At 60.3% G+C, this 26989-nt stretch carries 28 protein-coding genes and 1 tRNA gene; 28 read left to right on the top strand and 1 reads right to left on the bottom strand.

Annotated features, from left to right (window positions below; all coding sequences use genetic code 11):
* The first annotated feature begins 128 nt into the window (after nucleotides 1–128).
* The 12 genes from BLW55_RS02470 (at nucleotide 129) to BLW55_RS02410 (ending at nucleotide 16124) form a co-directional block, all read left to right on the top strand.
* A complete protein-coding gene (locus BLW55_RS02470; RefSeq protein ID WP_051556118.1) occupies nucleotides 129–593 on the top strand; it encodes a DUF2867 domain-containing protein in 465 nt (154 codons plus the stop codon).
* A 195-nt stretch (nucleotides 594–788) separates the two neighbouring features.
* Nucleotides 789–1964 carry an elongation factor Tu gene (tuf, locus tag BLW55_RS02465; RefSeq protein ID WP_007009510.1) on the top strand — a complete coding sequence of 392 codons (1176 nt, stop codon included), beginning with the start codon at nucleotides 789–791 and terminating at the stop codon, nucleotides 1962–1964.
* 547 nt (nucleotides 1965–2511) lie between these two features.
* A tRNA-Trp gene (locus BLW55_RS02455) sits at nucleotides 2512–2587 on the top strand.
* A gap of 299 nt (nucleotides 2588–2886) precedes the next feature.
* A complete protein-coding gene (secE, locus tag BLW55_RS02450) occupies nucleotides 2887–3090 on the top strand; it encodes a preprotein translocase subunit SecE (RefSeq protein ID WP_007010606.1) in 204 nt (67 codons plus the stop codon).
* 29 nt (nucleotides 3091–3119) lie between these two features.
* Entirely contained in the window at nucleotides 3120–3647 is a 528-nt protein-coding gene (gene nusG, locus BLW55_RS02445) for a transcription termination/antitermination protein NusG (RefSeq protein WP_007010607.1), read from the top strand.
* Nucleotides 3648–3783: 136 nt separating this feature from the next.
* Entirely contained in the window at nucleotides 3784–4212 is a 429-nt protein-coding gene (rplK, locus tag BLW55_RS02440; protein ID WP_007010608.1) for a 50S ribosomal protein L11, read from the top strand.
* A gap of 4 nt (nucleotides 4213–4216) precedes the next feature.
* The gene (gene rplA / locus BLW55_RS02435; protein WP_090326461.1) at nucleotides 4217–4921 is read left to right on the top strand and encodes a 50S ribosomal protein L1; all 705 of its coding nucleotides are present in this window, start codon (nucleotides 4217–4219) and stop codon (nucleotides 4919–4921) included.
* Nucleotides 4922–5264: 343 nt separating this feature from the next.
* Nucleotides 5265–5783 (top strand): 50S ribosomal protein L10, encoded by a 519-nt coding sequence (gene rplJ / locus BLW55_RS02430; RefSeq protein ID WP_007010610.1) that lies wholly within the window; start codon nucleotides 5265–5267, stop codon nucleotides 5781–5783.
* A 51-nt stretch (nucleotides 5784–5834) separates the two neighbouring features.
* Nucleotides 5835–6212: a 50S ribosomal protein L7/L12 gene (rplL, locus tag BLW55_RS02425; RefSeq protein ID WP_007010611.1), complete on the top strand. Its 378-nt coding sequence runs from the start codon at nucleotides 5835–5837 to the stop codon at nucleotides 6210–6212.
* 181 nt (nucleotides 6213–6393) lie between these two features.
* Nucleotides 6394–10533 carry a DNA-directed RNA polymerase subunit beta gene (rpoB, locus tag BLW55_RS02420; protein WP_007010612.1) on the top strand — a complete coding sequence of 1380 codons (4140 nt, stop codon included), beginning with the start codon at nucleotides 6394–6396 and terminating at the stop codon, nucleotides 10531–10533.
* 148 nt (nucleotides 10534–10681) lie between these two features.
* A complete protein-coding gene (rpoC, locus tag BLW55_RS02415) occupies nucleotides 10682–14881 on the top strand; it encodes a DNA-directed RNA polymerase subunit beta' (protein ID WP_007010613.1) in 4200 nt (1399 codons plus the stop codon).
* A gap of 151 nt (nucleotides 14882–15032) precedes the next feature.
* Nucleotides 15033–16124: an esterase-like activity of phytase family protein gene (locus tag BLW55_RS02410; protein WP_090326460.1), complete on the top strand. Its 1092-nt coding sequence runs from the start codon at nucleotides 15033–15035 to the stop codon at nucleotides 16122–16124.
* A gap of 169 nt (nucleotides 16125–16293) precedes the next feature.
* On the opposite strand, the gene BLW55_RS02405 is transcribed toward BLW55_RS02410, so the two are convergent.
* On the bottom strand, nucleotides 16294–16575 hold the full coding sequence (locus tag BLW55_RS02405) for a hypothetical protein (protein WP_007010615.1): 282 nt from the start codon (nucleotides 16573–16575) through the stop codon (nucleotides 16294–16296).
* 466 nt (nucleotides 16576–17041) lie between these two features.
* Between BLW55_RS02405 and rpsL the strand changes: the two genes are divergently transcribed.
* The 16 genes from rpsL (at nucleotide 17042) to rplN (ending at nucleotide 26989) form a co-directional block, all read left to right on the top strand.
* Entirely contained in the window at nucleotides 17042–17413 is a 372-nt protein-coding gene (gene rpsL / locus BLW55_RS02400) for a 30S ribosomal protein S12 (protein WP_007010616.1), read from the top strand.
* Nucleotides 17414–17473: 60 nt separating this feature from the next.
* Entirely contained in the window at nucleotides 17474–17944 is a 471-nt protein-coding gene (rpsG, locus tag BLW55_RS02395; RefSeq protein WP_007010617.1) for a 30S ribosomal protein S7, read from the top strand.
* A gap of 27 nt (nucleotides 17945–17971) precedes the next feature.
* On the top strand, nucleotides 17972–20062 hold the full coding sequence (gene fusA / locus BLW55_RS02390; RefSeq protein ID WP_025031266.1) for an elongation factor G: 2091 nt from the start codon (nucleotides 17972–17974) through the stop codon (nucleotides 20060–20062).
* A gap of 75 nt (nucleotides 20063–20137) precedes the next feature.
* Entirely contained in the window at nucleotides 20138–21313 is a 1176-nt protein-coding gene (tuf, locus tag BLW55_RS02385; protein ID WP_007009510.1) for an elongation factor Tu, read from the top strand.
* Nucleotides 21314–21374: 61 nt separating this feature from the next.
* Nucleotides 21375–21683, top strand: a complete 309-nt coding sequence (gene rpsJ / locus BLW55_RS02380; RefSeq protein ID WP_007009511.1) for a 30S ribosomal protein S10 — start codon at nucleotides 21375–21377, stop codon at nucleotides 21681–21683.
* Nucleotides 21684–21767: 84 nt separating this feature from the next.
* Nucleotides 21768–22490, top strand: coding sequence for a 50S ribosomal protein L3 (gene rplC, locus BLW55_RS02375; RefSeq protein WP_007009512.1), 723 nt, complete (start codon nucleotides 21768–21770; stop codon nucleotides 22488–22490).
* Entirely contained in the window at nucleotides 22490–23110 is a 621-nt protein-coding gene (gene rplD / locus BLW55_RS02370; RefSeq protein ID WP_007009513.1) for a 50S ribosomal protein L4, read from the top strand. The genes rplC and rplD overlap by 1 nt, the downstream gene beginning before the upstream one ends.
* A complete protein-coding gene (locus BLW55_RS02365) occupies nucleotides 23107–23400 on the top strand; it encodes a 50S ribosomal protein L23 (RefSeq protein ID WP_007009515.1) in 294 nt (97 codons plus the stop codon). Before rplD ends, BLW55_RS02365 begins: the two co-directional genes overlap by 4 nt.
* Before the next feature lie 21 nt (nucleotides 23401–23421).
* Nucleotides 23422–24258, top strand: coding sequence for a 50S ribosomal protein L2 (gene rplB, locus BLW55_RS02360; RefSeq protein ID WP_090326457.1), 837 nt, complete (start codon nucleotides 23422–23424; stop codon nucleotides 24256–24258).
* A gap of 16 nt (nucleotides 24259–24274) precedes the next feature.
* Nucleotides 24275–24553: a 30S ribosomal protein S19 gene (gene rpsS / locus BLW55_RS02355; RefSeq protein WP_007009517.1), complete on the top strand. Its 279-nt coding sequence runs from the start codon at nucleotides 24275–24277 to the stop codon at nucleotides 24551–24553.
* Between the two features lie 2 nt (nucleotides 24554–24555).
* Entirely contained in the window at nucleotides 24556–24945 is a 390-nt protein-coding gene (gene rplV, locus BLW55_RS02350) for a 50S ribosomal protein L22 (RefSeq protein WP_007009518.1), read from the top strand.
* A complete protein-coding gene (gene rpsC, locus BLW55_RS02345) occupies nucleotides 24945–25652 on the top strand; it encodes a 30S ribosomal protein S3 (RefSeq protein ID WP_007009519.1) in 708 nt (235 codons plus the stop codon). Before rplV ends, rpsC begins: the two co-directional genes overlap by 1 nt.
* Before the next feature lie 20 nt (nucleotides 25653–25672).
* Entirely contained in the window at nucleotides 25673–26086 is a 414-nt protein-coding gene (gene rplP, locus BLW55_RS02340; protein WP_007009520.1) for a 50S ribosomal protein L16, read from the top strand.
* A gap of 14 nt (nucleotides 26087–26100) precedes the next feature.
* On the top strand, nucleotides 26101–26301 hold the full coding sequence (gene rpmC / locus BLW55_RS02335) for a 50S ribosomal protein L29 (protein ID WP_007009521.1): 201 nt from the start codon (nucleotides 26101–26103) through the stop codon (nucleotides 26299–26301).
* An 11-nt stretch (nucleotides 26302–26312) separates the two neighbouring features.
* Nucleotides 26313–26555 (top strand): 30S ribosomal protein S17, encoded by a 243-nt coding sequence (rpsQ, locus tag BLW55_RS02330; protein WP_007009522.1) that lies wholly within the window; start codon nucleotides 26313–26315, stop codon nucleotides 26553–26555.
* Between the two features lie 65 nt (nucleotides 26556–26620).
* Nucleotides 26621–26989 carry a 50S ribosomal protein L14 gene (rplN, locus tag BLW55_RS02325; protein ID WP_007009523.1) on the top strand — a complete coding sequence of 123 codons (369 nt, stop codon included), beginning with the start codon at nucleotides 26621–26623 and terminating at the stop codon, nucleotides 26987–26989.

The following is a 26989-nucleotide window of genomic DNA, read 5'->3' as shown; positions in this document are numbered from 1 at the left end:
CCGGCGTCTTGTCTTTCTGTGTTTGTTTGTCGCATTCGGCCGCTTTCGGCTAGCTCCTGCGTTGGACGTGCTGCATGATGCTCTTGCCGGTTTGTCCATAAGGGCGCACAAGCTGTGGAGCTTTTGTCATGTTGATGTCCGAGGTGGGGCTTGCTGAGGCACCGGCCGTTTTGCCGGGAGCGCGTTTCTCCGACACTTTTGACGCAGTTTCGCGAGAGCGGATCGATGCCGGCGTCGCCATGGAGCGCGGGTTCAAGACGGTCCCCGGTTGGGTCGACAGTCTGATGCGCCTGCGCGATCGTCTGGTGGCGCCATTCGGACTTAAAACGAGGGACGAGACGGCGCGCGCGGACAGGGCGGTGCCGTTTCCCATACTGGAGCATACACCGGAGCGGATCGTCATGGGGACCGATGACAGGCATCTGGATTTCCGCGTGATTCTTGGTGCAAACCCGATGGAACGCGGAGGTACGCGTGTCTCCTGCACGACGCTGGTCCGGCCGCGCAATCTGCTCGGGTGGCTCTATCTTTTGGCGGTTCTACCGTTTCACAAGCTGATCGTGGCGGCCACCGTGCGCCGCATCGTAGCCTGAACCCGGTTTTGTAACCGGGCGAGGGTGGCCTGCTTCATCACGAGTCCCGAACAGGCGACTGAAACACCCGATAGCAGGGGCAAATCGGCCTGCGGGGCCGGCCAAGCGGTAAAGGGGCTTGTAATTTTGCGACTTTGTCGGTAATCGCCCCGCATCTAAAACCCAAACGCATCCACGGCGCCAAAGGAAGTTGCAATGGCCAAAGGTAAATTTGAGCGTACGAAGCCGCATGTGAACATCGGCACGATTGGTCACGTTGACCACGGCAAGACGTCTTTGACGGCTGCGATCACGAAGTATTTTGGCGAATTCCGCGCGTATGACCAGATTGATGGCGCGCCGGAAGAGAAGGCCCGCGGCATCACCATTTCGACGGCGCATGTGGAGTATGAGACGGAGGCCCGTCACTACGCCCACGTCGACTGCCCCGGCCACGCCGACTACGTGAAGAACATGATCACGGGTGCTGCGCAGATGGACGGCGCGATCCTGGTCTGCTCGGCCGCCGACGGCCCGATGCCGCAGACGCGCGAGCACATCCTGCTTGCCCGCCAGGTTGGTGTTCCGGCCATCGTGGTGTTCCTGAACAAGGTCGACCAGGTCGACGACGAAGAGCTTCTCGAGCTGGTCGAGCTCGAGGTTCGCGAGCTTCTGTCCTCCTACGACTTCCCGGGCGACGACATTCCGATCGTCAAGGGTTCGGCACTTGCTGCTCTCGAAGACTCCAACAAGGAGATCGGCGAGGACGCAATCCGCAAGCTGATGGCCGAGGTTGACGCCTACATCCCGACGCCTGAGCGTCCGGTTGACCAGCCGTTCCTGATGCCGATCGAGGACGTGTTCTCGATTTCGGGCCGTGGCACGGTTGTGACGGGTCGCGTCGAGCGCGGCATCATCAAGGTCGGCGAGGAAGTCGAGATTGTCGGCATCAAGGATACGACGAAGACGACGGTTACCGGCGTCGAGATGTTCCGCAAGCTGCTCGACCAGGGCCAGGCCGGCGACAACATCGGCGCGCTGATCCGCGGTGTCGACCGTGAAGGTGTCGAGCGCGGCCAGGTTCTTTGCAAGCCGGGTTCTGTTACGCCGCACACGAAGTTCAAGGCAGAAGCCTACATCCTGACGAAGGAAGAGGGCGGCCGTCATACGCCGTTCTTCACCAACTACCGCCCGCAGTTCTACTTCCGCACGACGGACGTGACGGGCGTGGTCTCGCTGCCGGAAGGCACGGAGATGGTGATGCCCGGCGACAATGTGACGGTCGACGTCGAACTGATCGTGCCGATCGCCATGGAAGAGAAGCTGCGCTTCGCTATCCGTGAAGGCGGCCGCACCGTCGGTGCCGGCATCGTCGCATCGATCACTGAGTGATCGACGCGGCGTTGCCGAAAGCAACCGACGCGGATAATGCCAAAACGGGCGCAAGCGCGTTTTGGTGCGGTGCCGGCATCGTCGCATCGATCACGGAGTGATCAGGCAGGAGCCGTTGTCATAAATGACGACGGCGACACCTAGGATTTTCAGGCGGGGCGCTGGATACAGCGCCCCGTTTTTTTATGCCTGAAGGGTGAGGGACAATGGCGAGAGTGCTTCTTGGCCTGTTGATCGTTTTCGTGATGGCGGGGATGCAGCAGGCATCGGCGGCGCGAAACTGTCCCGAACGCCCGCCGTGCAAAGGGTGCGGCTGTAAGGGCGGTCCCGGATATCGCGCGCCGGATGGGAAGTGCGTCAGTTTCAAGAACATCCATCGCAAGTGCGGTACGCCGCCTGAAAAGCGCTGCATCTTCGAGAACGCCCCGGGTACGGGAGCCAACAAAAGCTGTGCCCTGAAAAGTCAGCGAAAAAAGTGAAGTTTTCGGAGCATCCGGGCAAACTACTTCTTGAACTGAAAATGCGTTTGGGCAATAAGGACGCCGATAGGGGTATAGCTCAGTTGGTAGAGCGGCGGTCTCCAAAACCGCAGGTCGGGGGTTCGAGCCCCTCTGCCCCTGCCAGGACACTGCATCGATGAACCGAACCAGATTGCCTTGAGGCTTCTTGTCGCCACAATATTCCGTTGGGGCTTGCAAGAATCGGACTTCGGTTCTATGTAGGACGAACAGACACGCGGTGCGTGGAGCCGGGAAAGCGGCTTTACGCGCCTTTGTCGTATGGGTGAAATGTGGAAAACGATTCGGTTTTTCAGGTTTCTTCCGGGCTTGGGGCTGGCCTCGCCGGTCTCGTGCATCTCTCCCGATCTGATCGGGGACAATAAATAACCTGGCTTACCAGGCTTTAGAACCAAGAGCGGCATATGGCGTCGAAAACCACGAATCCTTTCACGTTTCTTCAGCAGGTTCGGTCCGAAACCGCGAAAGTAACGTGGCCCTCGCGGCGTGAGACACTGATCTCTACGGTGATGGTCATCGCATTCGCTACGCTGGCGGCGATCTTCTTTTTCGCTGCCGATCAGCTCATGGCCTACGGCATCGAGCTAATCCTTGGCATTGGCGCCTGATCCTGGACGATTGACGGAGTGCGATTGAAATGACTGCGCGTTGGTACATCGTCCACGCCTATTCGAATTTTGAGAAGAAGGTTGCCGAATCCATTGAGGAGCAGGCGCGCCAGAAGGGGCTGACCAACAAGGTCGAGCAGGTTGTTGTTCCGACCGAGAAGGTCGTGGAAGTGCGTCGCGGCCGCAAGGTTGATGCCGAGCGCAAGTTCTTCCCCGGTTACGTTCTCGTCAAGGCGCAGCTCACCGATGCCGTCTTCTCGATGATCAAGAATACGCCTAAAGTGACCGGTTTTCTTGGTGACTCCAAGCCGGTGCCGATCACCGAGGCGGAGGCCGAGCGTATCCTGACCCAGGTTCAGGAGGGCGTGGAGCGTCCCAAGCCTTCGGTCACATTCGAGATCGGCGAGCAGGTGCGCGTGGCCGACGGCCCGTTCGCCTCGTTTAACGGCTCCGTTCAGGAAGTGGATGAGGAGCGCTCGCGGCTCAAGGTCGAGGTTTCGATTTTTGGACGGGCCGTGCCCGTCGATCTGGAATTCGGTCAGGTCGAAAAGGGCTGACCGTGTTGCCCCTCAAGGGGCTTCGTCGGTGGAAGGGAAGAGCGGCTTAGCCGGCTGCTGATTTCCGGACCACCAAACTGCAGTGCCGGCCCGTTCTTCCTGAGGTGGCCGGCGTGAACGACAAGGCAGATGAGATATGGCTAAGAAAGTTGCAGGCCTGCTCAAGCTTCAGGTTCCCGCGGGTTCGGCGACACCGTCGCCCCCGATCGGTCCTGCGCTTGGTCAGCGCGGCATCAACATCATGGAGTTCTGTAAGGCATTCAATGCGCAGACCCAGGAGATGGAGAAGGGTTCGCCGATTCCGGTCGTTGTGACCTACTATCAGGACAAGTCCTTCACCTTCACGATGAAGACTCCGCCGGTGAGCTACTTCCTCAAGAAGGCGATCAACCTGAAGTCCGGCTCCAAGGAGCCCGGCAAGGTGGTTGCAGGCAAGATTTCCCGCGACAAGGTGCGCGAGATCGCCGAAGCCAAGATGAAGGACCTGAACGCGACCGACGTCGACGCAGCGATGCGCATGGTCGAAGGTTCCGCCCGGTCCATGGGCCTGGAAGTGGAGGGCTGAGGATATGGCGACGAAACTTTCCAAACGCGTTGCGAAGGCCCGTGAAGGCATTGATCGCGACAAGGAATACGCTCTCGACGAGGCCGTTGCGCTCCTGAAGGACCGTGCGACCGCAAAGTTTGACGAGACCATCGAAGTGGCGATGAACCTCGGCGTTGATCCGCGCCACGCGGACCAGATGGTTCGTGGCGTTGTGAACCTGCCGAACGGCACGGGCCGTACGGTTCGCGTTGCTGTCTTCGCCAAGGGTGACAAGGCGGACGAAGCCAAGGCAGCCGGTGCCGACATCGTTGGTGCCGAGGATCTCGTTGAGGTCGTTCAGAAGGGCGAGATCGAGTTCGATCGCTGCATTGCGACGCCGGACATGATGCCGCTGGTCGGCCGTCTGGGCAAGGTGCTCGGCCCGCGTGGCCTGATGCCGAACCCGAAGGTCGGAACGGTTACCGCTGACGTGACCGCTGCGGTCAAGGCTTCCAAGGGTGGCGCCGTCGAATTCCGCGTCGAGAAAGCCGGTATCGTGCATGCAGGCGTTGGCAAGGCTTCCTTCGATGCCAAGGCCATTGCCGAGAACGTGCGCGCCTTCACTGATGCGGTGATCAAGGCGAAGCCGGCAGGCGCAAAGGGCAACTATGTGAAGAAGGTGGCAATCACCTCGACCATGGGCCCGGGCCTGCGCATCGACGTGGGCAGCCTCTCGGCCGAAGGCTGATGAATTTCGGGGAGGGCGCTTAGGCGCCTTCCCCAAGACTTTCCAGATCGCAAGTTCTGGAAACCGGAAGGAAACTTCCGGAACATCCTGTCCGAGATTGCAGGCGGTTCGCCTTAATCCCTTTTCGGGGGTCTGCATGAGACGGGTGGGACCGGAGACCGGGGCATGCCCCGTTTGAAGGTTCGAACCGTGTTGGCCTTTTGTCCGATGCCGGAATTCCGGTTGGCGAAAGGGGACAGGATCCTCGAGCGTCGCTTGGGTGATCCGAGTTTGCGGATGCCCTGCGGCAAAAGGCAAACCGGCGGATATGTCTTTCGGGACTTTCCGTCAAATGGAGAAGGCAGTGGACAGAGCGGAAAAACGCGAATTCGTCGCGGATCTGAATCAGGTGTTCAGCAACACCGGTTCGGTCGTCGTGGCCCACTATGCCGGTCTGACCGTCGCACAGATGAACGATCTTCGTTCGAAGATGCGCGGTGCAGGTGGCACAGTCAAGGTTGCGAAAAACCGTCTCGCCAAAATCGCCCTTCAGGGAACCCCGTCCGAAAGCATTCAGGCCCTTTTCGAAGGCCAGACCCTGATTGCCTATTCGGACGATCCGGTTGTCGCTCCCAGGGTCGCCAATGACTTCGCCAAGGGCAATGACAGGCTTGTCATTCTCGGCGGTGCCATGGGTGAGACCGCGCTCGACGCCAACGGTGTGAAGGCACTTGCCTCGCTGCCGTCGCTGGACGAGCTGAGAGCGAAGCTGGTCGGCATGATTTCGACGCCGGCTACCCGGATCGCACAGGTTGTCAACGCGCCCGCGGGTCAGCTCGCGCGCGTCTTTGGCGCCTATTCCAAGAAGGACGAGGCGGCGTGATGCCGGTCCTCAAGACCAACAACACAGTTCGAACACAAAAGGAAATGTACAATGGCTGATCTTGCTAAGATCGTTGAAGACCTGTCGAGCCTGACCGTCCTCGAGGCGGCCGAGCTCTCCAAGATGCTTGAAGAGAAGTGGGGCGTCTCCGCTGCTGCTCCGGTGGCTGTTGCCGCTGCTGCAGGCGGTGCTGCCGGTGGCGAAGCTGCTGAAGAGAAGACCGAATTCGACGTCGTTCTCGCCGATGCAGGCGCCCAGAAGATCAACGTCATCAAGGAAGTCCGCGGCATCACGGGTCTCGGCCTGAAGGAAGCCAAGGATCTCGTTGAGTCCGCTCCGAAGCCGATCAAGGAAGGCGTCTCGAAGGACGAAGCCGAGAAGATCAAAGCCCAGCTCGAAGGCGCTGGCGCTAAAGTTGAGCTGAAGTAATTCAGCGTCCGGTCCGCGCGGGTTTTCGATCTGCGCGGACCGGAACACTGAATAACGAACCGAAACCTCTTTCCTGTGAGCCGCGAGCGGCTTTCAGGAAACGGGTTTTTATCCGTTTGGATTGACCGCCGGGATGGCGGTTCACGTGGTGCATGCAAGCCAGGCAGGGCAAGGAGCGACGATGGCCGAGACCCAAACGTTTAATGGTCGCAGGCGGGTACGCAAGTTCTTCGGAAAGATTCCGGAAGTTGCGGAGATGCCGAACCTTATCGAGGTTCAGAAGGCATCCTATGACCAGTTCCTGATGGTCGAGGAGCCCCAGGGCGGGCGTCCTGACGAGGGGCTGCAGGCGGTGTTCAAATCGGTGTTCCCGATTTCGGACTTCGCCGGAACGGCAATGCTCGAATTCGTGAAGTACGAGTTCGAGGATCCGAAATTCGATGTCGACGAGTGCCGGCAGCGCGATCTGACCTTCGCTGCGCCGCTTAAGGTGACGCTGCGCCTGATCGTCTTTGATGTCGATGAGGATACCGGCGCCAAGTCGATCAAGGACATCAAGGAGCAGGACGTCTATATGGGCGACATGCCGCTCATGACGTCCAACGGCACCTTCATCGTCAACGGCACCGAGCGCGTCATCGTTTCGCAGATGCACCGCTCTCCCGGCGTGTTCTTCGATCACGACAAGGGCAAGTCGCATTCTTCGGGCAAGCTTCTGTTTGCCGCCCGCGTCATCCCTTATCGCGGTTCCTGGCTCGACATCGAGTTCGACGCCAAGGACATCGTGCATGCGCGCATCGACCGCCGCCGCAAGCTGCCGGCGACGTCGCTTCTGATGGCGCTCGGCATGGATGCTGAAGAGATCCTGTCCACCTTCTACGATCAGCTCACCTATGTGCGCGACGGTGAAAACTGGCGCGTGCCTTACACGGTCGAGCGCTTTAAGGGTCTGAAGGCAACTACGGACCTGATCGATGCTGACAGCGGGGAAGTTGTCGTCGAGACGGGCAAGAAGATCACCGCGCGTCAGGCAAAGCAGCTTGCTGAAAAGGGCCTGAAAGCGATCCGCGCCACGGAAGACGATCTCTTGGGCAATTACCTTGCAGAAGACATCGTCAATCCCGAGACAGGCGAGATCTTCCTCGAGGCCGGTGACGAGATCGACGAGAAGACGCTGAAAGTCCTGCTCGAGACGGGTGCGACCGAGGTGCATTTCCTCGACATCGACCACGTCAATGTGGGTGGCTACATCCGCAACACGCTGGCTGCCGACAAGAACGAGTCGCGCCAGGACGCGCTGTTTGACATCTACCGTGTCATGCGCCCGGGTGAGCCTCCCACGCTTGAGACGGCGGAGGCGATGTTCCATTCGCTGTTCTTTGATGCCGAGCGCTACGACCTTTCGGCCGTCGGTCGCGTGAAGATGAACATGCGTCTTGAGCTCGATGCGGAAGACACCGTGCGCGTTCTGCGCAAGGAAGACATCGTTGCCGTGGTCAAGACACTGGTCGAGCTGCGCGACGGCAAGGGCGAGATTGACGACATCGACAATCTCGGCAACCGCCGTGTGCGTTCCGTCGGCGAGCTGATGGAAAACCAGTACCGCGTCGGTCTTCTGCGCATGGAGCGCGCGATCAAGGAGCGTATGTCCTCGATCGAGATCGACACGGTCATGCCGCAGGACCTGATCAACGCGAAGCCGGCGGCCGCCGCCGTGCGCGAGTTCTTCGGTTCCTCGCAGCTCTCGCAGTTCATGGATCAGACCAACCCGCTCTCCGAGATCACCCATAAGCGTCGCCTTTCGGCGCTTGGACCGGGCGGTCTGACGCGTGAGCGTGCGGGCTTCGAGGTGCGCGACGTGCACCCGACCCACTATGGCCGCATCTGCCCGATTGAGACGCCGGAAGGCCCGAATATCGGTCTGATCAACTCGCTGGCCACCTTTGCCCGCGTGAACAAGTACGGCTTCATCGAAAGCCCGTATCGCAAGATCGTCGATGGCAAGGTCACGCAGGACGTCGTCTATCTGTCGGCCATGGAAGAAGCCAAGCACTATGTTGCCCAGGCCAATGCCTCCATCGGCGAAGACGGCAGCTTCACGGACGAGTTTGTCATCTGCCGCCACGCCGGCGAGGTGATGATGGCGCCGCGCGAGAATGTCGACCTGATGGACGTGTCGCCGAAGCAGCTCGTTTCGGTCGCGGCCGCGCTCATTCCGTTCCTCGAGAACGATGACGCCAACCGCGCACTGATGGGCTCGAACATGCAGCGTCAGGCCGTGCCGCTGGTGCGGGCTGAAGCGCCGTTCGTCGGCACCGGCATGGAGCCGATCGTGGCGCGCGATTCCGGCGCTGCGATCGCCGCACGCCGGACCGGTGTGGTCGACCAGGTGGACGCAACGCGTATCGTTATCCGCGCAACGGAAGACGTCGACGCGTCGCGTTCGGGCGTCGATATCTATCGTCTGATGAAGTTCCAGCGTTCGAACCAGAACACCTGCGTCAACCAGCGTCCGCTGGTGCGCGTGGGCGATCTGATCAACAAGGGCGACATCATCGCCGATGGTCCGTCGACGGATCTTGGTGACCTGGCGCTCGGCCGCAACGTGCTCGTCGCGTTCATGCCGTGGAACGGCTACAACTACGAGGACTCCATCCTTCTGTCCGAGCGCATCGTTCGCGATGACGTCTTCACCTCCATTCACATCGAGGAATTCGAGGTGATGGCGCGTGACACGAAGCTTGGACCGGAAGAAATCACGCGCGACATTCCTAACGTTTCGGAAGAAGCGCTGAAGAACCTCGACGAAGCCGGCATCACCTATATCGGCGCTGAAGTTCAGCCGGGCGATATCCTGGTCGGCAAGATCACACCGAAGGGCGAAAGCCCGATGACGCCGGAAGAAAAGCTTCTGCGCGCCATCTTCGGTGAAAAGGCTTCGGACGTTCGTGACACCTCCATGCGCATGCCGCCTGGCACGTATGGCACGGTCGTGGAAGTGCGCGTCTTCAACCGCCACGGTGTGGAGAAGGACGAGCGCGCCATGGCGATCGAGCGCGAGGAAATCGAGCGTCTCGCAAAGGACCGTGATGACGAGCAGTCGATCCTCGACCGCAACGTCTATGCGCGTCTGGCCGACATGCTGGATGGCAAGCAGGCGATTGCCGGCCCGAAGGGCTTCAAGAAGGGCGGCGCGCTTTCCGCGGAGGTTCTCGACGAGTATCCCCGCTCGCAGTGGTGGCAGTTTGCTGTCGAGGACGAGAAGCAGCAGGAAGCGCTCGAAGCGCTGCGTGCCCAGTATGACGAGTCCAAGAAGGCGCTCGAGCAGCGCTTCATGGACAAGGTCGAGAAGGTGCAGCGCGGCGACGAGATGCCGCCCGGCGTCATGAAGATGGTCAAGGTCTTTGTCGCCGTTAAGCGCAAGATGCAGCCCGGCGATAAGATGGCCGGCCGTCACGGCAACAAGGGTGTCGTGTCGCGCATCGTTCCGGTCGAGGACATGCCGTTCCTGGAGGATGGCCAGCATGTGGACATCGTGCTCAACCCTCTGGGTGTGCCGAGCCGCATGAATGTCGGCCAGATTCTGGAAACGCATCTGGGCTGGGCCTGTGCGGGCATGGGCCAGCAGATCGGCGAGCTGATCGACAGCTACAAGGAAAGTGGCGACATCAAGCCGCTGCGCCAGACGATCGAGGCCGTCATTCCGGAGAACGACCGCAACGAGCCGGTTCGCCAGTATGACGATGAAAGCGTCGTGCGGCTGGGTGAGCAGATGCGTCGCGGCGTGTCCATCGCCACGCCGGTCTTCGACGGTGCGCATGAGGCGGACGTCAATGACATGCTGGCGCAGGCAGGCATGCAGACCAGCGGTCAGGTTACGCTTTACGATGGGCGTACGGGTGAGCCGTTCGACCGTCAGGTGACCGTCGGCTACATCTACATGCTGAAGCTGCACCACCTTGTGGACGACAAGATCCACGCCCGTTCGATCGGGCCGTACTCGCTCGTTACCCAGCAGCCGCTGGGCGGCAAGGCGCAGTTTGGTGGCCAGCGCTTCGGTGAGATGGAGGTCTGGGCGCTGGAAGCTTACGGTGCGGCCTACACGCTGCAGGAAATGCTGACCGTGAAGTCGGACGACGTGGCAGGCCGTACCAAGGTCTACGAAGCCATCGTGCGCGGCGACGACACGTTCGAGGCGGGCATTCCGGAGAGCTTCAACGTTCTCGTCAAGGAAATGCGTTCTCTCGGCCTCAATGTGGAGCTGGAAAACTCCCGCATTGACGCGGCCGAGGCCGAGCAGCTGCCCGACGCTGCGGAATAAGCGTTATCGCGTGTCGCAGGAAAAACCTGCGGCACGCATCGTCGTTCGCAAGGCAGCATAGCGGCCAAGCATTTGAACCGGTGAGACACGCGGCGGCAGTCTTCACCGAAGTTTAAAAGGGACAAGGCGTCCCGAAAAGGAGATCGGCATGAACCAAGAGGTCATGAATCTTTTCAACCCTCAGGCGCCGGCACAGACTTTCGACTCGATCAGGATTTCTCTGGCCAGCCCCGAGAAGATCCTGTCCTGGTCGTATGGCGAGATCAAAAAGCCCGAGACCATCAACTATCGTACGTTCAAGCCCGAGCGTGACGGTCTCTTCTGCGCACGCATCTTCGGTCCGATCAAGGACTATGAGTGCCTGTGCGGCAAGTACAAGCGCATGAAGTACAAGGGCGTCATCTGCGAGAAGTGCGGCGTTGAAGTCACGCTGTCGCGGGTGCGTCGCGAGCGTATGGGCCACATCGAACTGGCCGCACCAGTCGCGCATATCTGGTTCCTGAAGTCACTGCCGTCGCGCATCGGCACGCTGCTCGATATGACCCTGAAGGATATCGAGCGGGTTCTCTACTTCGAGAATTACATCGTGACCGAGCCCGGCCTGACGGCGCTCAAGGAGAACCAGCTTCTCTCCGAAGAAGAGTATCTGATCGCGGTCGACGAGTATGGCGAAGACCAGTTCACCGCCATGATCGGCGCCGAGGCGATCCATCACCTGCTGGAATCGATGGACCTCGACACGATTGCGGGTGATCTGCGTTCGGAGCTGGCATCCACCACGTCGGAGCTGAAGCAGAAAAAGCTTCTGAAGCGCCTCAAGGTGGTTGAGAACTTCCTCGAGTCGGGCAACCGTCCCGAGTGGATGATCATGAAGATCGTGCCGGTCATCCCGCCGGACCTGCGCCCGCTGGTTCCGCTGGATGGCGGTCGCTTTGCGACGTCCGATCTCAACGACCTTTACCGCCGTGTGATCAACCGCAACAACCGTCTGAAGCGCCTCATCGAGCTGCGCGCACCGGGCATCATTATCCGCAACGAGAAGCGCATGCTTCAGGAGGCTGTTGACGCGCTGTTCGACAATGGCCGCCGCGGCCGTGTCATCACCGGTGCCAACAAGCGTCCGCTGAAGTCGCTCTCCGACATGCTGAAGGGCAAGCAGGGCCGCTTCCGCCAGAACCTGCTCGGCAAGCGCGTCGACTATTCGGGCCGTTCGGTGATCGTGACCGGTCCCGAGCTCAAGCTGCACCAGTGCGGTCTGCCGAAGAAGATGGCGCTCGAGCTGTTCAAGCCGTTCATCTACGCGCGTCTCGACGCGAAGGGCTATTCGTCCACCGTCAAGCAGGCAAAGAAGCTGGTCGAGAAGGAAAAGCCGGAAGTCTGGGATATCCTGGACGAGGTGATCCGCGAGCATCCGGTTCTTCTGAACCGCGCGCCGACGCTGCACCGTCTGGGCATCCAGGCGTTCGAGCCGGTGCTGATCGAAGGCAAGGCGATCCAGCTTCACCCGCTGGTCTGTACGGCGTTTAATGCCGACTTCGACGGTGACCAGATGGCCGTTCACGTGCCGCTTTCGCTGGAAGCCCAGCTCGAAGCGCGCGTTCTGATGATGTCGACCAACAACATCCTGCACCCGGCCTCCGGCGCACCGATCATCGTGCCGTCGCAGGACATGGTTCTCGGACTCTACTACCTGTCCATCATGAACCAGAACGAGCCGGGCGAGGGCATGGTCTTTGCCGACATGGGCGAGCTGCACCATGCGCTGGAGAACAAGGTCGTCACGCTGCACACCAAGATCAAGGGCCGTTTCAAGACGGTCGATGCGGAAGGCAATCTCGTTTCGCAGATCCACGAGACGACGCCTGGCCGTATGATCGTTGGCGAGCTCCTGCCGAAGAACCACAATGTGCCCTTCGACATCTGCAACCAGGAACTGACCAAGAAGAACATCTCCAAGATGATCGACACGGTCTACCGTCACTGCGGTCAGAAAGAGACGGTTATCTTCTGTGACCGCGTCATGCAGCTCGGCTTCGGCCATGCCTGCCGCGCCGGCATTTCCTTCGGCAAGGACGACATGGTCATTCCGGACACCAAGGAAAACCTGGTGGCCGAGACCGAAGCGCTCGCCAAGGAATACGAACAGCAGTACAATGACGGCCTGATCACGCAGGGCGAGAAGTACAACAAAGTCGTCGACGCCTGGGCCAAGTGCTCGGAAAAGGTCGCCGACGAGATGATGAAGCGCATCAAGGCGGTCGAGTTTAACGAAGACGGTCGTCAGAAGCCGATGAACTCGGTCTACATGATGTCGCATTCCGGTGCCCGTGGCTCGCCGGCGCAGATGCGTCAGCTTGCCGGCATGCGCGGCCTGATGGCCCGTCCGGATGGCTCCATCATCGAGACGCCGATCATCTCGAACTTCAAGGAAGGCCTGACCGTGATGGAGTACTTCAACTCCACCCACGGTGCCCGTAAGGGTCTGGCCGACACGGCTCTGAAGACGGCAAACTCGGGTTATCTCACCCGCCGTCTGGTTGACGTGGCTCAGGACTGCATTGTCACCGTGCCCGATTGCGGCACCGACAAGGGCCTGACCATGCAGCCGATCGTCGACGCCGGTCAGGTGGTTGCTTCCATCGGTCAGCGTGTGCTGGGTCGCACCGCGCTTGATGACATCATCAACCCCGCAACCGACGAGGTCATCGTTTCGGCCGGGCGTCTGATTGACGAGCGCGATGTCGAAGCCATTGAAAAGGCAGGAATCCAGTCTGTCCGCATCCGTTCGGCGCTGACCTGTGAAGTCCGCAGCGGTGTCTGCGCGATCTGTTACGGTCGTGACCTTGCGCGTGGTACGCCGGTCAATATCGGCGAGGCCGTTGGTGTCATCGCCGCCCAGTCGATCGGTGAACCGGGTACCCAGCTCACCATGCGTACCTTCCACATGGGCGGTACGGCGCAGGTGGTCGATCAGTCGTTCCTCGAAGCTTCCTTCGAAGGCACGGTCAAGGTCCGCAACCGCAATGTGGTGCGCAATTCCGAAGGCGATCTCGTGGTGATGGGCCGCAACATGGCGGTTCTGATCCTGGACGAGAACGGCGAGGAGCGCGCAAGCCACCGTCTCACCTATGGCTCGCGTCTGTTCATTGACGAGGGCGACAAGGTGAAGCGCGGCCAGCGCATCTCCGAGTGGGATCCCTATACGCGCCCGATGCTGACCGAGGTGGAAGGCACCGTTGCGTTCGAGGACCTGGTCGATGGTGTGTCGGTTCAGGAAACGGCGGACGAGTCCACCGGCATTACCAAGCGTGAGGTCATCGACTGGCGGTCGACGCCGCGCGGAACCGACCTGAAGCCGGCGCTAACGGTGCTCGATGCCAAGGGCAAGGTGGCAAAGCTCGCCCGTGGTGGCGATGCGCGCTTCCTGCTGTCGGTGGAGACGGTTCTTTCCGTGGAGCCGGGCTCCAAGGTCAAGCCGGGCGACGTTATTGCCCGTATCCCGACCGAGAGTGCCCGCACCAAGGACATCACCGGTGGTCTGCCGCGCGTTGCGGAACTGTTCGAGGCCCGTCGTCCGAAAGATCACGCCATCATCGCCGAGATCGATGGCACGATCCGCTTCGGCCGCGACTACAAGAACAAGCGCCGCATCGTCATCGAGCCGCATGACTCGACGCTGGAGCCCGCGGAGTATCTCATTCCCAAGGGCAAGCCGTTCCATCTTCAGGACGGTGACCAGATCGAGAAAGGCGACTTCATTCTCGACGGCAACCCGGCGCCGCACGACATCCTGGCGATCAAGGGCGTGGAGGCTCTGGCTTCCTACCTGGTCAACGAAATCCAGGAGGTCTATCGCTTGCAGGGCGTGTTGATCAACGACAAGCACATCGAGGTGATCGTTCGCCAGATGCTGCAGAAGATCGAGATCACGGCACAGGGCGACTCGACCTACATTCCGGGCGACCATGTCGACTCGGTCGAGTTCGAGGAGATCAACGAGCGTCTGGTGGAAGAGGGCAAGAAGCCGGCCGAAGGCCAGCCGGTCCTCCTCGGCATCACCAAGGCTTCGCTGCAGACACCGTCCTTCATCTCCGCGGCCTCCTTCCAGGAGACCACACGCGTGCTGACCGAGGCGGCTGTCGCCGGCAAGATCGACACGCTGCAGGGCTTGAAGGAGAACGTCATTGTCGGCCGTCTCATCCCGGCCGGTACGGGTGGCGCCATGAGCCAGGTTCGCCGGATCGCGCGCTCGCGCGACGATCTGATCCTGGACGAGCGGCGCAAGAGCTCGGGCGCCGAGATGGCCGATCCGATGATCGCCGACATGACGACGAGCGCTGCCGAATAATCGGCAGATCGCTTCTCAGAAAAATGCAAGAGCCGGGCCCTGCGCCCGGCTTTTCTTTTGGCGGTCCACCGTCATGGTCGCATGCCTGTCATCGGACTGGATCATGAGGCTTCCGGGCGTGCATTCCCGCCCGTTTTTTGGAGAAGTTCTCATGTTCAAGAAGTTGGTCCTCGCTGCGGCATTGTCCGTTTCGGTGCAGTCTCTCGCCCTCGCAGACGCCATGATGAAGCCCGCCTATCTCGGCGAAATCGTTCTTCCCAGCGGCCTTATGATCTCGGGCGTCGAGTTCGGCGGCATATCGGGCCTGGACTATGATGCAGAGGAGGGGGTGTTTTATGCGATTTCGGATGACCGGTCGGAGAAAGCGCCGGCGCGGTTCTATCGGCTGAAGCTTGCGATCGAGAAAGATGGCGTAATGGGCGTCGATATCATCTCCAGCCATGTGCTGCAGGAAGAGAACGGCGGGCCGTTCGCGCCCAAAACGATCGATCCCGAAGCTATCCGCTTCGACGCTTCGCGCCAGAGCGTTGTCTGGTCGAGTGAACGCGACGCCGCGGGCAATCCGACGCTCTACGAGGCTGGACCGGACGGTGCATTCAAGCGCAGCTTCGCGATCCCTGAAGCCTATCTGCCGGACGCCGCCGGTGAACGAGGCATCCGCAACAATCTGGGGTTTGAAGGGCTGACGCTCTCGGTCGATGGAGATACCGTCTGGGTCGCGACCGAGAATGCGCTCGTTCAGGATGGCCCAAAGGCGACGCTTGAAGCCGGAAGCCCGTCGCGCATTCTTGGCTTCAATGTGGAAAGTGGCGAGCCGGTCGCCGAGTATGTCTACGAAACCGGCCCGATTCACCGGAAATCCGAAACCGAGCCCTATTACAACGATAACGGTCTGACGGAGATACTGGAGATCGAGGCCGGCAGGTTTCTTGCGGTCGAGCGCTCCTTCGCGCTGGGGACTGGAAACGAGATCAATCTCTATCTCGTAGAAACGGCAGGTGCGAGCGACATTCTCGGCGCGGAGAGCATTGCCGACCGTGATGTCACGCCGGTCAGGAAGGCGCATGTTCTGAAGATCGGGGAAGGGGATTTCGGGCTCGACGTGGACAACATCGAAGCGGTCTCCTGGGGACCGGATGTCGTCGGCAAACGAACTCTCGTCATGGCCTCCGACAACAACTTCAATCCCAATGGCCAGTTCTCACAGTTTGTTGTGTTCACGCTGGAACCGGCGCTAAACTAGATCGCCGTGCGTGGCCTGCGGAATAAGCCCGGCTGGCAGCCGGGCTTCTTCGGAGACTGCATCATTCGACCATTTCACGGAAACCCCACTCGGGGCACTCTGCCGTTTTCCCAATGCGTGTGGATGTCCGGGCGGTCCCATCTGACTGTGAACGCCGTGGGGTCAGGACCTAGATTGGTTCGTCAAACGTGACGATCGCGATTTCGCCTTCAAGCGCACCCTGCCAGGCGGAGAGGTGAGGCTCCTCGTCCGGCTCCCCCTCCATGTCCCCGATTCGATCGAGCTCAGCCTCGGCGTAGCCTTCGCGGGCAAGGGCCTCCAGAGCGAGCCGCACGGCGGTGTCGTCGTCGGGTGCGAGCAGCATGATGTGCACACCTTCACTTTCCTCGCCCTTTTCCCGCCAGACGCGGCCGGTAATGATGGTGACCGCGCGTTCTTCCGATTCGTTCATCGTTTTTCCTGATTCTTACCAAACGGTGAATGCCTGTATTGCGAGGCCCGTTTTTCGCATGCGACCCTGGAAAATGACAGGGGAACGACGCGGTTTCGCTTCGAAAACCCGCCCGATTGAGCAATATTGTGTCGTTGCGCCTCGCTACCGCCGTGGTGCCGGTGTTTGCGCCAGATAATTGCGCGGTTGGGGTTGACGGTTAACCGACATGCGAGTAATACCCGCTTCGTCCGAGCCGATGTGAGGCTTTTTCTTTCGGGGCGACGCGCCCTGGATTAGGTCTCAAACAGGGTTCGTTTTTGCGAGCGACAGAATTTGCGGCGCATGAAGCGGAAACGCTTCCTCTGCTGTATGTCCGGGCAAGACCGTTAAAGCGGTTTGGCAGCCCGGATTTATGCATGTACGCAGACTGTTCTTGAAGCGGCCCTCGGGCTTGAGACACGGAATTGTAACAAGGGAAGGTTTGATGCCTACCGTTAACCAGTTGATCCGCAAGCCGCGCATTGCGCCGGTTAAGCGCAATAAGGTTCCGGCCATGCAGGCCAACCCGCAGAAGCGGGGCGTTTGTACGCGCGTCTACACCACGACGCCGAAGAAGCCGAACTCGGCTATGCGTAAGGTGGCTAAGATCCGCCTTGCCAATGGCTTCGAGGTCATCGGTTATATCCCGGGTGAGGGGCATAACCTTCAGGAGCACTCCGTGGTCATGATCCGCGGCGGCCGCGTGAAGGACCTTCCGGGTGTGCGCTACCACATTATCCGTGGTGTGCTCGACACGCAGGGTGTCAAGAACCGCAAGCAGCGTCGTTCCAAGTACGGCGCCAAGCGTCCGAAGTAGGTTTCCCGGCTTCGGCGCTTTGTTTTTGAGCCGGGCCTTCGAAGGTAAGAGACGAAAAACATGTCCCGACGCCATCGCGCAGAAAAGCGAGAGATCAACCCCGATCCGAAATTCGGTGACACGGTTGTAACGAAGTTCATGAACGCCATCATGCTTGATGGCAAAAAGTCCGCTGCAGAGCGTATCGTTTACGGTGCGTTCGAGCAGGTTGAGGACAAGCTGAAGCAGGAGCCTGTTGGTGTGTTCCATCAGGCGCTCGAGAACGTTGCTCCGCACGTTGAGGTTCGTTCCCGCCGTGTTGGTGGTGCGACCTACCAGGTGCCGGTTGATGTTCGTCCCGAGCGTCGTCAGGCCCTGGCCATCCGTTGGCTGATTTCTGCTGCACGCAAGCGCAACGAGACGACCATGGTCGATCGCCTTTCCGGCGAACTGCTCGATGCAGCCAACAATCGCGGCACTGCCGTCAAGAAGCGCGAAGACACGCACAAGATGGCTGAGGCCAACCGCGCGTTCTCGCACTACCGCTGGTAGCCTTACGGATCGAAGAGGTACACGACGATGTCCCGCGAATATAAGCTCGAAGACTACCGCAACTTCGGTATCATGGCGCATATCGACGCCGGCAAGACGACGACGACCGAGCGCATTCTTTTCTACACCGGCAAGTCTCACAAGATCGGCGAAGTGCATGATGGCGCTGCGACGATGGACTGGATGGAGCAGGAGCAGGAGCGCGGGATCACGATCACGTCTGCTGCCACGACCACCTTCTGGGAAGGCCGTGACGGCAAGAAGCGCCGCTTCAACATCATTGACACGCCCGGACACGTCGACTTCACGATTGAAGTGGAGCGTTCGCTGCGCGTTCTCGACGGTGCGGTTGCGCTGCTTGACGCCAATGCCGGTGTCGAGCCGCAGACGGAGACCGTCTGGCGCCAGGCGGACAAGTATAAAGTCCCGCGCATGATCTTCTGTAACAAGATGGACAAGATCGGCGCTGACTTCTACCGCTCGGCGGAGATGGTGAAGACCCGTCTTGGTGCGCAGGCTGTCGTCATGCAGCTCCCCATCGGTGCTGAGAACGAATTTGCCGGTGTTGTTGATCTGATCGAGATGAACGCGCTTGTCTGGCAGTCCGAGAACCTGGGCGCTGCCTGGGACATCGTCGAGATCCCCGCTGATCTTCAGGCGAAGGCCGAAGAGTACCGCGAGGCTCTTATCGAGGCTGCCGTCGAGATGGACGAAGGCGCGATGGAGCGTTACCTCGAAGGCGAGATGCCCTCGAATGACGAGATCCGTAAGCTCATCCGTAAGGGCACCATCGAGGTTAAGTTCTTCCCGATGTTCTGCGGCTCCGCCTTCAAGAACAAGGGGGTTCAGCCGCTGCTCGACGCCGTTGTGGACTTCCTGCCGTCTCCGATGGACGTTCCGTCGATCAAGGGCATCGACCCCAAGACCGAAGCAGAGATTGCTCGCAAATCGTCTGACGAAGAGCCTGTCTCCATGCTGGCCTTCAAGATCATGAACGATCCGTTCGTTGGCTCGCTCACCTTCTGTCGCATCTATTCGGGTGTGCTGAACAAGGGTTCTTCGCTGGCCAACACGGTGAAGGACAAGCGCGAGCGCATCGGCCGCATGTTGCAGATGCACTCCAACTCCCGTTCCGATCTCGAAGTGGCTTACGCAGGCGACATCGTCGCCCTGGCCGGCCTCAAGGAGACCACGACGGGCGACACGCTTTGCGATCCGACCAAGCCGGTCATTCTCGAGCGCATGGAGTTCCCGGATCCGGTGATCCAGATCGCCATCGAGCCGAAGACCAAGGGCGACCAGGAGAAGATGGGCCTCGCGCTCAATCGTCTGGCAGCCGAGGATCCGTCCTTCCGCGTCAAGTCCGACGAGGAATCCGGTCAGACCATTATCGCCGGCATGGGCGAGCTTCACCTCGACATCATCGTCGACCGCCTGAAGCGTGAATTCAAGGTTGAGGCCAATGTGGGCGCTCCGCAGGTTGCATACCGCGAGACGATCACCCGCGAAGCCGAAATCGACTACACGCACAAGAAGCAGTCCGGTGGTTCGGGCCAGTTCGCCCGCGTCAAGATCGTGTTTGCGCCGAACACCGAGAGCGAGGAATTCGAGTTCGAATCCAAGATCGTCGGCGGTTCGGTTCCGAAGGAATACATTCCCGGCGTCCAGAAGGGCATCGAGAGCGTTCTTTCCTCCGGTCCGGTTGCGGGCTTCCCGATGCTCGGCGTGAAGGCCACGCTGATCGACGGTGCCTATCACGACGTCGACTCTTCGGTTCTCGCCTTCGAAATCGCTGCTCGTGCAGCATTCCGTGAAGGCGCCCAGAAGGCAGGTGCTCAGCTCCTTGAGCCGATCATGAAGGTCGAGGTGGTGACGCCGGAAGAGTATGTGGGCAGCATCATTGGTGACCTGAACGGGCGTCGTGGCCAGATTCAGGGCCAGGAAGCACGCGGTATCGCTACGGTGATCAACGCCATGGTGCCGCTGGCCAACATGTTCAAATACGTCGATACACTGCGTTCGATGTCGCAGGGCCGCGCCCAGTACACGATGCAGTTCGATCATTACGAGCCGGTCCCCAGCGCGGTGGCGCAGGAGATCCAGAAGAAATACGCGTAATCCGCTCAGATACGTTCGTTACGGATTATCGAGAGTTGAAAGAGCCCGGACGGGCACAAGGAATGGAGAGCTCACATGGCCAAAGGTAAATTTGAGCGTACGAAGCCGCATGTGAACATCGGCACGATTGGTCACGTTGACCACGGCAAGACGTCTTTGACGGCTGCGATCACGAAGTATTTTGGCGAATTCCGCGCGTATGACCAGATTGATGGCGCGCCGGAAGAGAAGGCCCGCGGCATCACCATTTCGACGGCGCATGTGGAGTATGAGACGGAGGCCCGTCACTACGCCCACGTCGACTGCCCCGGCCACGCCGACTACGTGAAGAACATGATCACGGGTGCTGCGCAGATGGACGGCGCGATCCTGGTCTGCTCGGCCGCCGACGGCCCGATGCCGCAGACGCGCGAGCACATCCTGCTTGCCCGCCAGGTTGGTGTTCCGGCCATCGTGGTGTTCCTGAACAAGGTCGACCAGGTCGACGACGAAGAGCTTCTCGAGCTGGTCGAGCTCGAGGTTCGCGAGCTTCTGTCCTCCTACGACTTCCCGGGCGACGACATTCCGATCGTCAAGGGTTCGGCACTTGCTGCTCTCGAAGACTCCAACAAGGAGATCGGCGAGGACGCAATCCGCAAGCTGATGGCCGAGGTTGACGCCTACATCCCGACGCCTGAGCGTCCGGTTGACCAGCCGTTCCTGATGCCGATCGAGGACGTGTTCTCGATTTCGGGCCGTGGCACGGTTGTGACGGGTCGCGTCGAGCGCGGCATCATCAAGGTCGGCGAGGAAGTCGAGATTGTCGGCATCAAGGATACGACGAAGACGACGGTTACCGGCGTCGAGATGTTCCGCAAGCTGCTCGACCAGGGCCAGGCCGGCGACAACATCGGCGCGCTGATCCGCGGTGTCGACCGTGAAGGTGTCGAGCGCGGCCAGGTTCTTTGCAAGCCCGGTTCGGTTACGCCGCACACGAAGTTCAAGGCAGAAGCCTACATCCTGACGAAGGAAGAGGGCGGCCGTCATACGCCGTTCTTCACCAACTACCGCCCGCAGTTCTACTTCCGCACGACGGACGTGACGGGCGTGGTTTCGCTGCCGGAAGGCACGGAGATGGTGATGCCCGGCGACAATGTGACGGTCGACGTCGAGCTGATCGTGCCGATCGCCATGGAAGAGAAGCTGCGCTTCGCTATCCGTGAAGGCGGCCGCACCGTCGGTGCCGGCATCGTCGCATCGATCACTGAGTAAGAACGGCAACCTTCCGGCGCGGCGCGGTTACCCGCGTCGCAGCGGAACAAGGAAGTGACACATGAACGGACAGAATATCCGTATCCGCCTCAAGGCGTTTGATCATCGCGTTCTTGATGCCTCGACGCGGGAAATCGTGTCTACGGCGAAACGCACGGGCGCGAACGTGCGCGGCCCGGTGCCGCTGCCCACGCGCATCGAGAAATTTACTGTGAACCGGTCTCCTCACATCGACAAGAAGAGCCGCGAACAGTTCGAGATGCGCACCCACAAGCGGCTGCTCGACATTGTCGATCCGACGCCGCAGACGGTCGATGCGCTGATGAAGCTCGACCTCGCTGCCGGTGTGGATGTCGAGATCAAGCTCTAGGGCGCAAGACAGAAAGTCAGGAACCCGAGCCTCTATCCGTGACAGCGGACGAGGGGCTGGGAACCCCGAAAGGAAATCGAACCGATGCGTTCAGGTGTTATCGCACAAAAAATCGGTATGACACGCGTCTACAACGAAGCGGGTGAGCATGTGCCCGTGACGGTTCTGCGCATGGAGAACTGTCAGGTCGTTGCGCAGCGTACCGAGGAAAAGAACGGCTACACGGCTGTTCAGCTTGGCGTTGGACTGGCCAAGGTGAAGAACACGTCGAAAGCGCTGCGCGGCCATTTCGCGACCGCTTCCGTCGAGCCAAAGGCCAAGGTGGCCGAATTCCGTGTGTCGCCCGACAATCTTCTGGATGTCGGCGCTGAGATCACGGTCGAGCATTTCGTCCCCGGCCAGAAGGTCGACGTGACGGGCACCTCGATTGGTAAGGGCTTCCAGGGTGTCATGAAGCGCCACAATTTCGGTGGCGGTCGTGCAACCCATGGTAACTCGGTTTCGCACCGCTCGCATGGTTCGACCGGTCAGCGCCAGGACCCCGGCAAGGTGTTCAAGGGCAAGAAGATGGCCGGTCATATGGGCGCGCACCGCGTGACCACGCAGAACCTGGAGATCGTCTCTACCGATACCGAGCGTGGCCTTATCCTGGTTCGCGGCGCGGTTCCCGGTTCCAAGGGCGCCTGGATCACGGTTCGTGATGCCGTCAAGGCTCCGCTGCCAGACAACGTGCCAATGCCGGCCGCTATCCGTAGCAATGGCGCGGCAAAGGCTGAAGAAGCTGCCGCCACCGAGGGGGCTGAATAATGGACATTAAAGTTACGACCCTCGCAGGCAAGGATGCCGGGAAGCTGAAGATCTCCGATGAGATTTTCGGACTCGATCCCCGCGAAGACATCCTGCACCGCGTCGTGCGCTGGCAGCTTGCCAAGAAGCAGCAGGGCACGCACAAGACCAAGGGACGCTCCGAAATCTCGCGTACCGGTGCGAAGATGTACCGTCAGAAGGGTACGGGCCGCGCCCGCCACTCGTCTGCCCGCGTGCCGCAGTTCCGCGGCGGTGGCCGTGCTCATGGCCCGGTCGTTCGCGACCACAGCCACGACCTTCCCAAGAAGGTTCGTGCGCTCGGTCTGAAGCACGCCCTGTCGGCGAAGGCGAAAGACTCCAGCCTGATCATCATCGATGATCTGGCGCTGGCTGATGGCAAGACGAAGTCCCTGGTGGACAGCTTTGCCAAGCTCGGCCTGAGCAACGCTCTGCTGATCGGCGGCGCGGAAGTCGATGCCGGCTTCAAGCGTGCTGCTCAAAACATCGCCAACATCGACGTTCTGCCGGTGCAGGGCATCAATGTTTACGACATTCTGCGCCGCGGCACGCTGGTCCTTTCCAAGGCCGCCGTCGAGGCCCTTGAGGAGCGTTTCAAATGACGGAGCTTCGCCACTATGACGTGATCGTCAGCCCGGCGATCACCGAGAAATCGACCATGGCGTCGGAAAACAACCAGGTGGTCTTCAATGTGGACCGCAAGGCGACGAAGCCGGAAATCAAGGCTGCAGTCGAGGCGCTCTTCGGCGTCAAGGTTACCGGTGTCAACACGCTTGTTCGCAAGGGCAAGGTGAAGCGTTTTCGCGGAACGATTGGCCGCCAGAGCGACGTGAAGAAAGCGATCGTCACGCTGGCTGAAGGTCATTCCATCGACATCGCGACTGGCCTCTAATCGGGCGGCGAGGAAGAGACAATGGCACTTAAGAAGTATAAACCGGTAACCCCAGGCCAGCGCCAGCTGGTCATCGTTGACCGCTCCGGCCTTCACAAGGGCAAGCCCGTGAAGGGTCTGACGCAGGGTCTGACGGGCAAGGGCGGCCGCAACAACACGGGTCGTATCACCGCTCGCTTTCAGGGCGGTGGTCATAAGCGCACCTACCGTCTGATCGACTTCAAGCGTCGCAAGCTTGACGTGTCGGCAACGGTCGAGCGCATCGAATACGACCCGAACCGCACCGCGTTCATCGCGCTGGTTCGTTATGAGGACGGCGAGCTGTCCTACATTCTGGCACCGCAGCGTCTGGCTGCCGGCGACAAGGTCGTCGCCAGCGACAAGCCGGTCGACGTGAAGCCGGGCAATGCGATGCCGCTTTCGGCAATGCCGATTGGCACGATTGTGCACAATGTCGAGATGAAGCCCGAGAAGGGCGGTCAGATCGCTCGGTCTGCCGGCGCTTACGTTCAGCTCGTCGGCCGTGATCAGGGCATGGCGATCCTGCGTCTCAACTCCGGCGAACAGCGCCTCGTTTCGGGTCGCTGCTTTGCAACGGTTGGCGCCGTTTCGAACCCGGACCACGGCAATGTGAGCCTGGGCAAGGCCGGCCGCAAGCGCTGGATGGGCAAGCGCCCGCACAACCGCGGCGTCGTCATGAACCCGGTCGATCACCCCCATGGTGGTGGTGAAGGCCGTACCTCCGGCGGTCGTCACCCGGTGTCGCCCTGGGGCAAACCCACAAAGGGCATGAAGACCCGGTCGAACAAGTCGACCGACAAGTTCATCATGCGCTCGCGCCACAAGCGCAAGAGCTAAGGAAAGGTAGCGGCAAGTGTCCCGTTCAGTCTGGAAAGGCCCCTTCGTCGACGGCTATCTCCTGAAGAAGGCCGAGAAGGTGCGCGAGAGCGGCCGTAACGAGGTTATCAAGATGTGGAGCCGCCGCTCCACCATCCTGCCCCAGTTCGTGGGTTTGACCTTCGGTGTTTACAACGGCCAGAAACACATTCCCGTCTCCGTCTCCGAGGAGATGGTCGGTCACAAGTTTGGTGAGTTTGCTCCGACCCGCACCTATTACGGCCATGGGGCGGACAAGAAGGCAAAGAGGAAATAACGATGGGCAAGGCCAAAGCGCCGCGCAGGCTTGCTGACAATGAGGCCCGTGCCGTATTGCGCACGATCCGCGTCAGCCCGCAGAAGCTGAACCTCGTTGCCGCGATGATCCGCGGCAAGAAGGTGGCGACCGCGCTCGCCGACCTGGAGTTTTCGCGCAAGCGGATCGCCGAGACCGTCAAGAAGACGCTCGAATCGGCAATCGCGAATGCGGAGAACAATCACGACCTGGACGTGGATGCGCTGGTCGTGGCCGAAGCCCATGTCGGCAAGTCGATCGTGATGAAGCGGTTCCATGCGCGTGGCCGTGGCCGCGCCAGCCGCATCGAGAAGCCGTTCTCGCACCTGACGATCGTCGTGCGCGAAGTGGAAGAGAAAGTGGAGGCCGCCTGATGGGTCAGAAAATCAATCCGATCGGGTTCCGTCTCGGTATCAACCGCACGTGGGACTCCCGCTGGTATGCCAATGACGGCGAATACGGCGATTTGCTGCACGAGGATTTCAAGATCCGCAACTACATCGAGAAGGAGCTGAAGCAGGCTGCCATCTCGAAGGTTGTGATCGAGCGTCCGCACAAGAAGTGCCGCGTCACCATCCACTCCGCACGCCCCGGCCTGATCATCGGCAAAAAGGGTGCGGACATCGAGAAGCTGCGTCGCAAGGTCTCGCAGATGACGAATGCGGAAACGCATTTGAACATCGTCGAGGTCCGCAAGCCGGAAATCGACGCTGCGCTGATCGCGCAGTCGATTGCCCAGCAGCTCGAGCGCCGTGTCGCGTTCCGCCGCGCCATGAAGCGTGCCGTTCAGTCGGCCATGCGTCTTGGTGCCGAGGGCATCCGCATCAACTGTGCGGGTCGTCTTGGCGGTGCGGAAATCGCCCGTATGGAATGGTACCGTGAAGGCCGTGTTCCGCTGCACACGCTGCGCGCTGATGTCGACTATGGCACGGCCGAGGCAAAGACCGCTTACGGTATTTGCGGCGTCAAGGTCTGGGTGTTCAAGGGCGAGATCCTCGAACATGACCCGATGGCTTCCGAGCGCCGCGCCACCGAGGGTGACCAGGGCGGCAGCAGCAACCGGCGTCGTGAGAACGCTTAGGAATTTTGGAGTAGAGAACGATGCTGCAACCAAAGCGCACAAAGTTCCGCAAGCAGTTCAAGGGCCGTATTCACGGCGCTGCCAAGGGCGGCACGGAACTCAACTTCGGGTCCTTCGGTTTGAAGGCGCTCGAGCCGGAGCGCGTTACCGCGCGCCAGATTGAAGCGGCCCGCCGCGCGATCACCCGCTATATGAAGCGTCAGGGTCGTGTGTGGATCCGCATTTTCCCGGACCTCCCGGTCACCTCAAAGCCGACCGAAGTCCGCATGGGTAAGGGCAAGGGCTCCGTTGACTATTGGGCCTGCCGTGTTAAGCCCGGCCGCGTCATGTTCGAGATCGACGGTGTCGGTGCAGACATTGCGCGTGAAGCGCTGCGTCTGGGTGCTGCGAAGCTGCCGGTCAAGACGCGCTTCGTGCAGCGTATTGCAGAGTAGGAAAGGCGGACGCTATGAAGGCTGTTGATGTCAGGGCGATGACGCCGGACCAGCTCACCGACGAGCTGACGAAACTCAAGAAAGAGCAGTTCAATCTTCGCTTCCAGAAAGCGACGGGACAGCTCGAGAAAACCGCGCGCGTGAAAGAAATCCGTAGGGATATTGCGCGCATTAAGACAATCGCGGCCGAGAAGTCGGCCGGTAGCAAGGCCTGAGGACAGCGAACATGCCAAAGCGCGTTTTGCAGGGCACCGTGGTGAGCGACAAGAACGACAAGACGGTTGTCGTCCGTGTCGAGCGTCGCTTTACCCATCCTATGATGAAAAAGACGGTGCGTATGTCCAAGAAATATAAGGCACACGACGAAGAGAACGCGTGCAAGGTCGGTGATCTGGTGACCATCCAGGAAACCGCGCCGATTTCGAAGGACAAGAATTGGGTCGTCCTTAAAGACGCCCAGGCACAATAAGTATTGAAATTGCCGGAAAGCGGAGTATCTGAACCGCTTTCCATTGAACGAGAAGGCGGCCAGTCATGATTCAGATGCAAACAAACCTCGATGTGGCGGACAATTCCGGCGCCCGTCGTGTCATGTGCATCAAGGTGCTTGGCGGTTCGAAGCGGAAGTATGCCTCCGTGGGCGACATCATTGTCGTCTCCGTGAAAGAGGCGATCCCGCGCGGCCGCGTGAAGAAGGGCGACGTGATGAAGGCGGTTGTTGTGCGCACGGCGAAAGACATTCGCCGCGCTGACGGCAGCGTCATCCGTTTCGACAAGAACGCAGCCGTTCTCGTCGACAACAAGAAAGAGCCCGTCGGCACGCGTATTTTCGGACCGGTTCCGCGCGAACTCCGCGCCAAAAACCACATGAAAATCATTTCGCTCGCGCCGGAAGTGCTCTAG

It is taken from the genome of Nitratireductor aquibiodomus, assembly GCF_900105565.1.
Lineage (GTDB): Bacteria > Pseudomonadota > Alphaproteobacteria > Rhizobiales > Rhizobiaceae > Nitratireductor > Nitratireductor aquibiodomus.
Note: the sequence above shows the minus strand (reverse complement) of the source record. Positions and strands in the feature narration are given on the sequence as shown.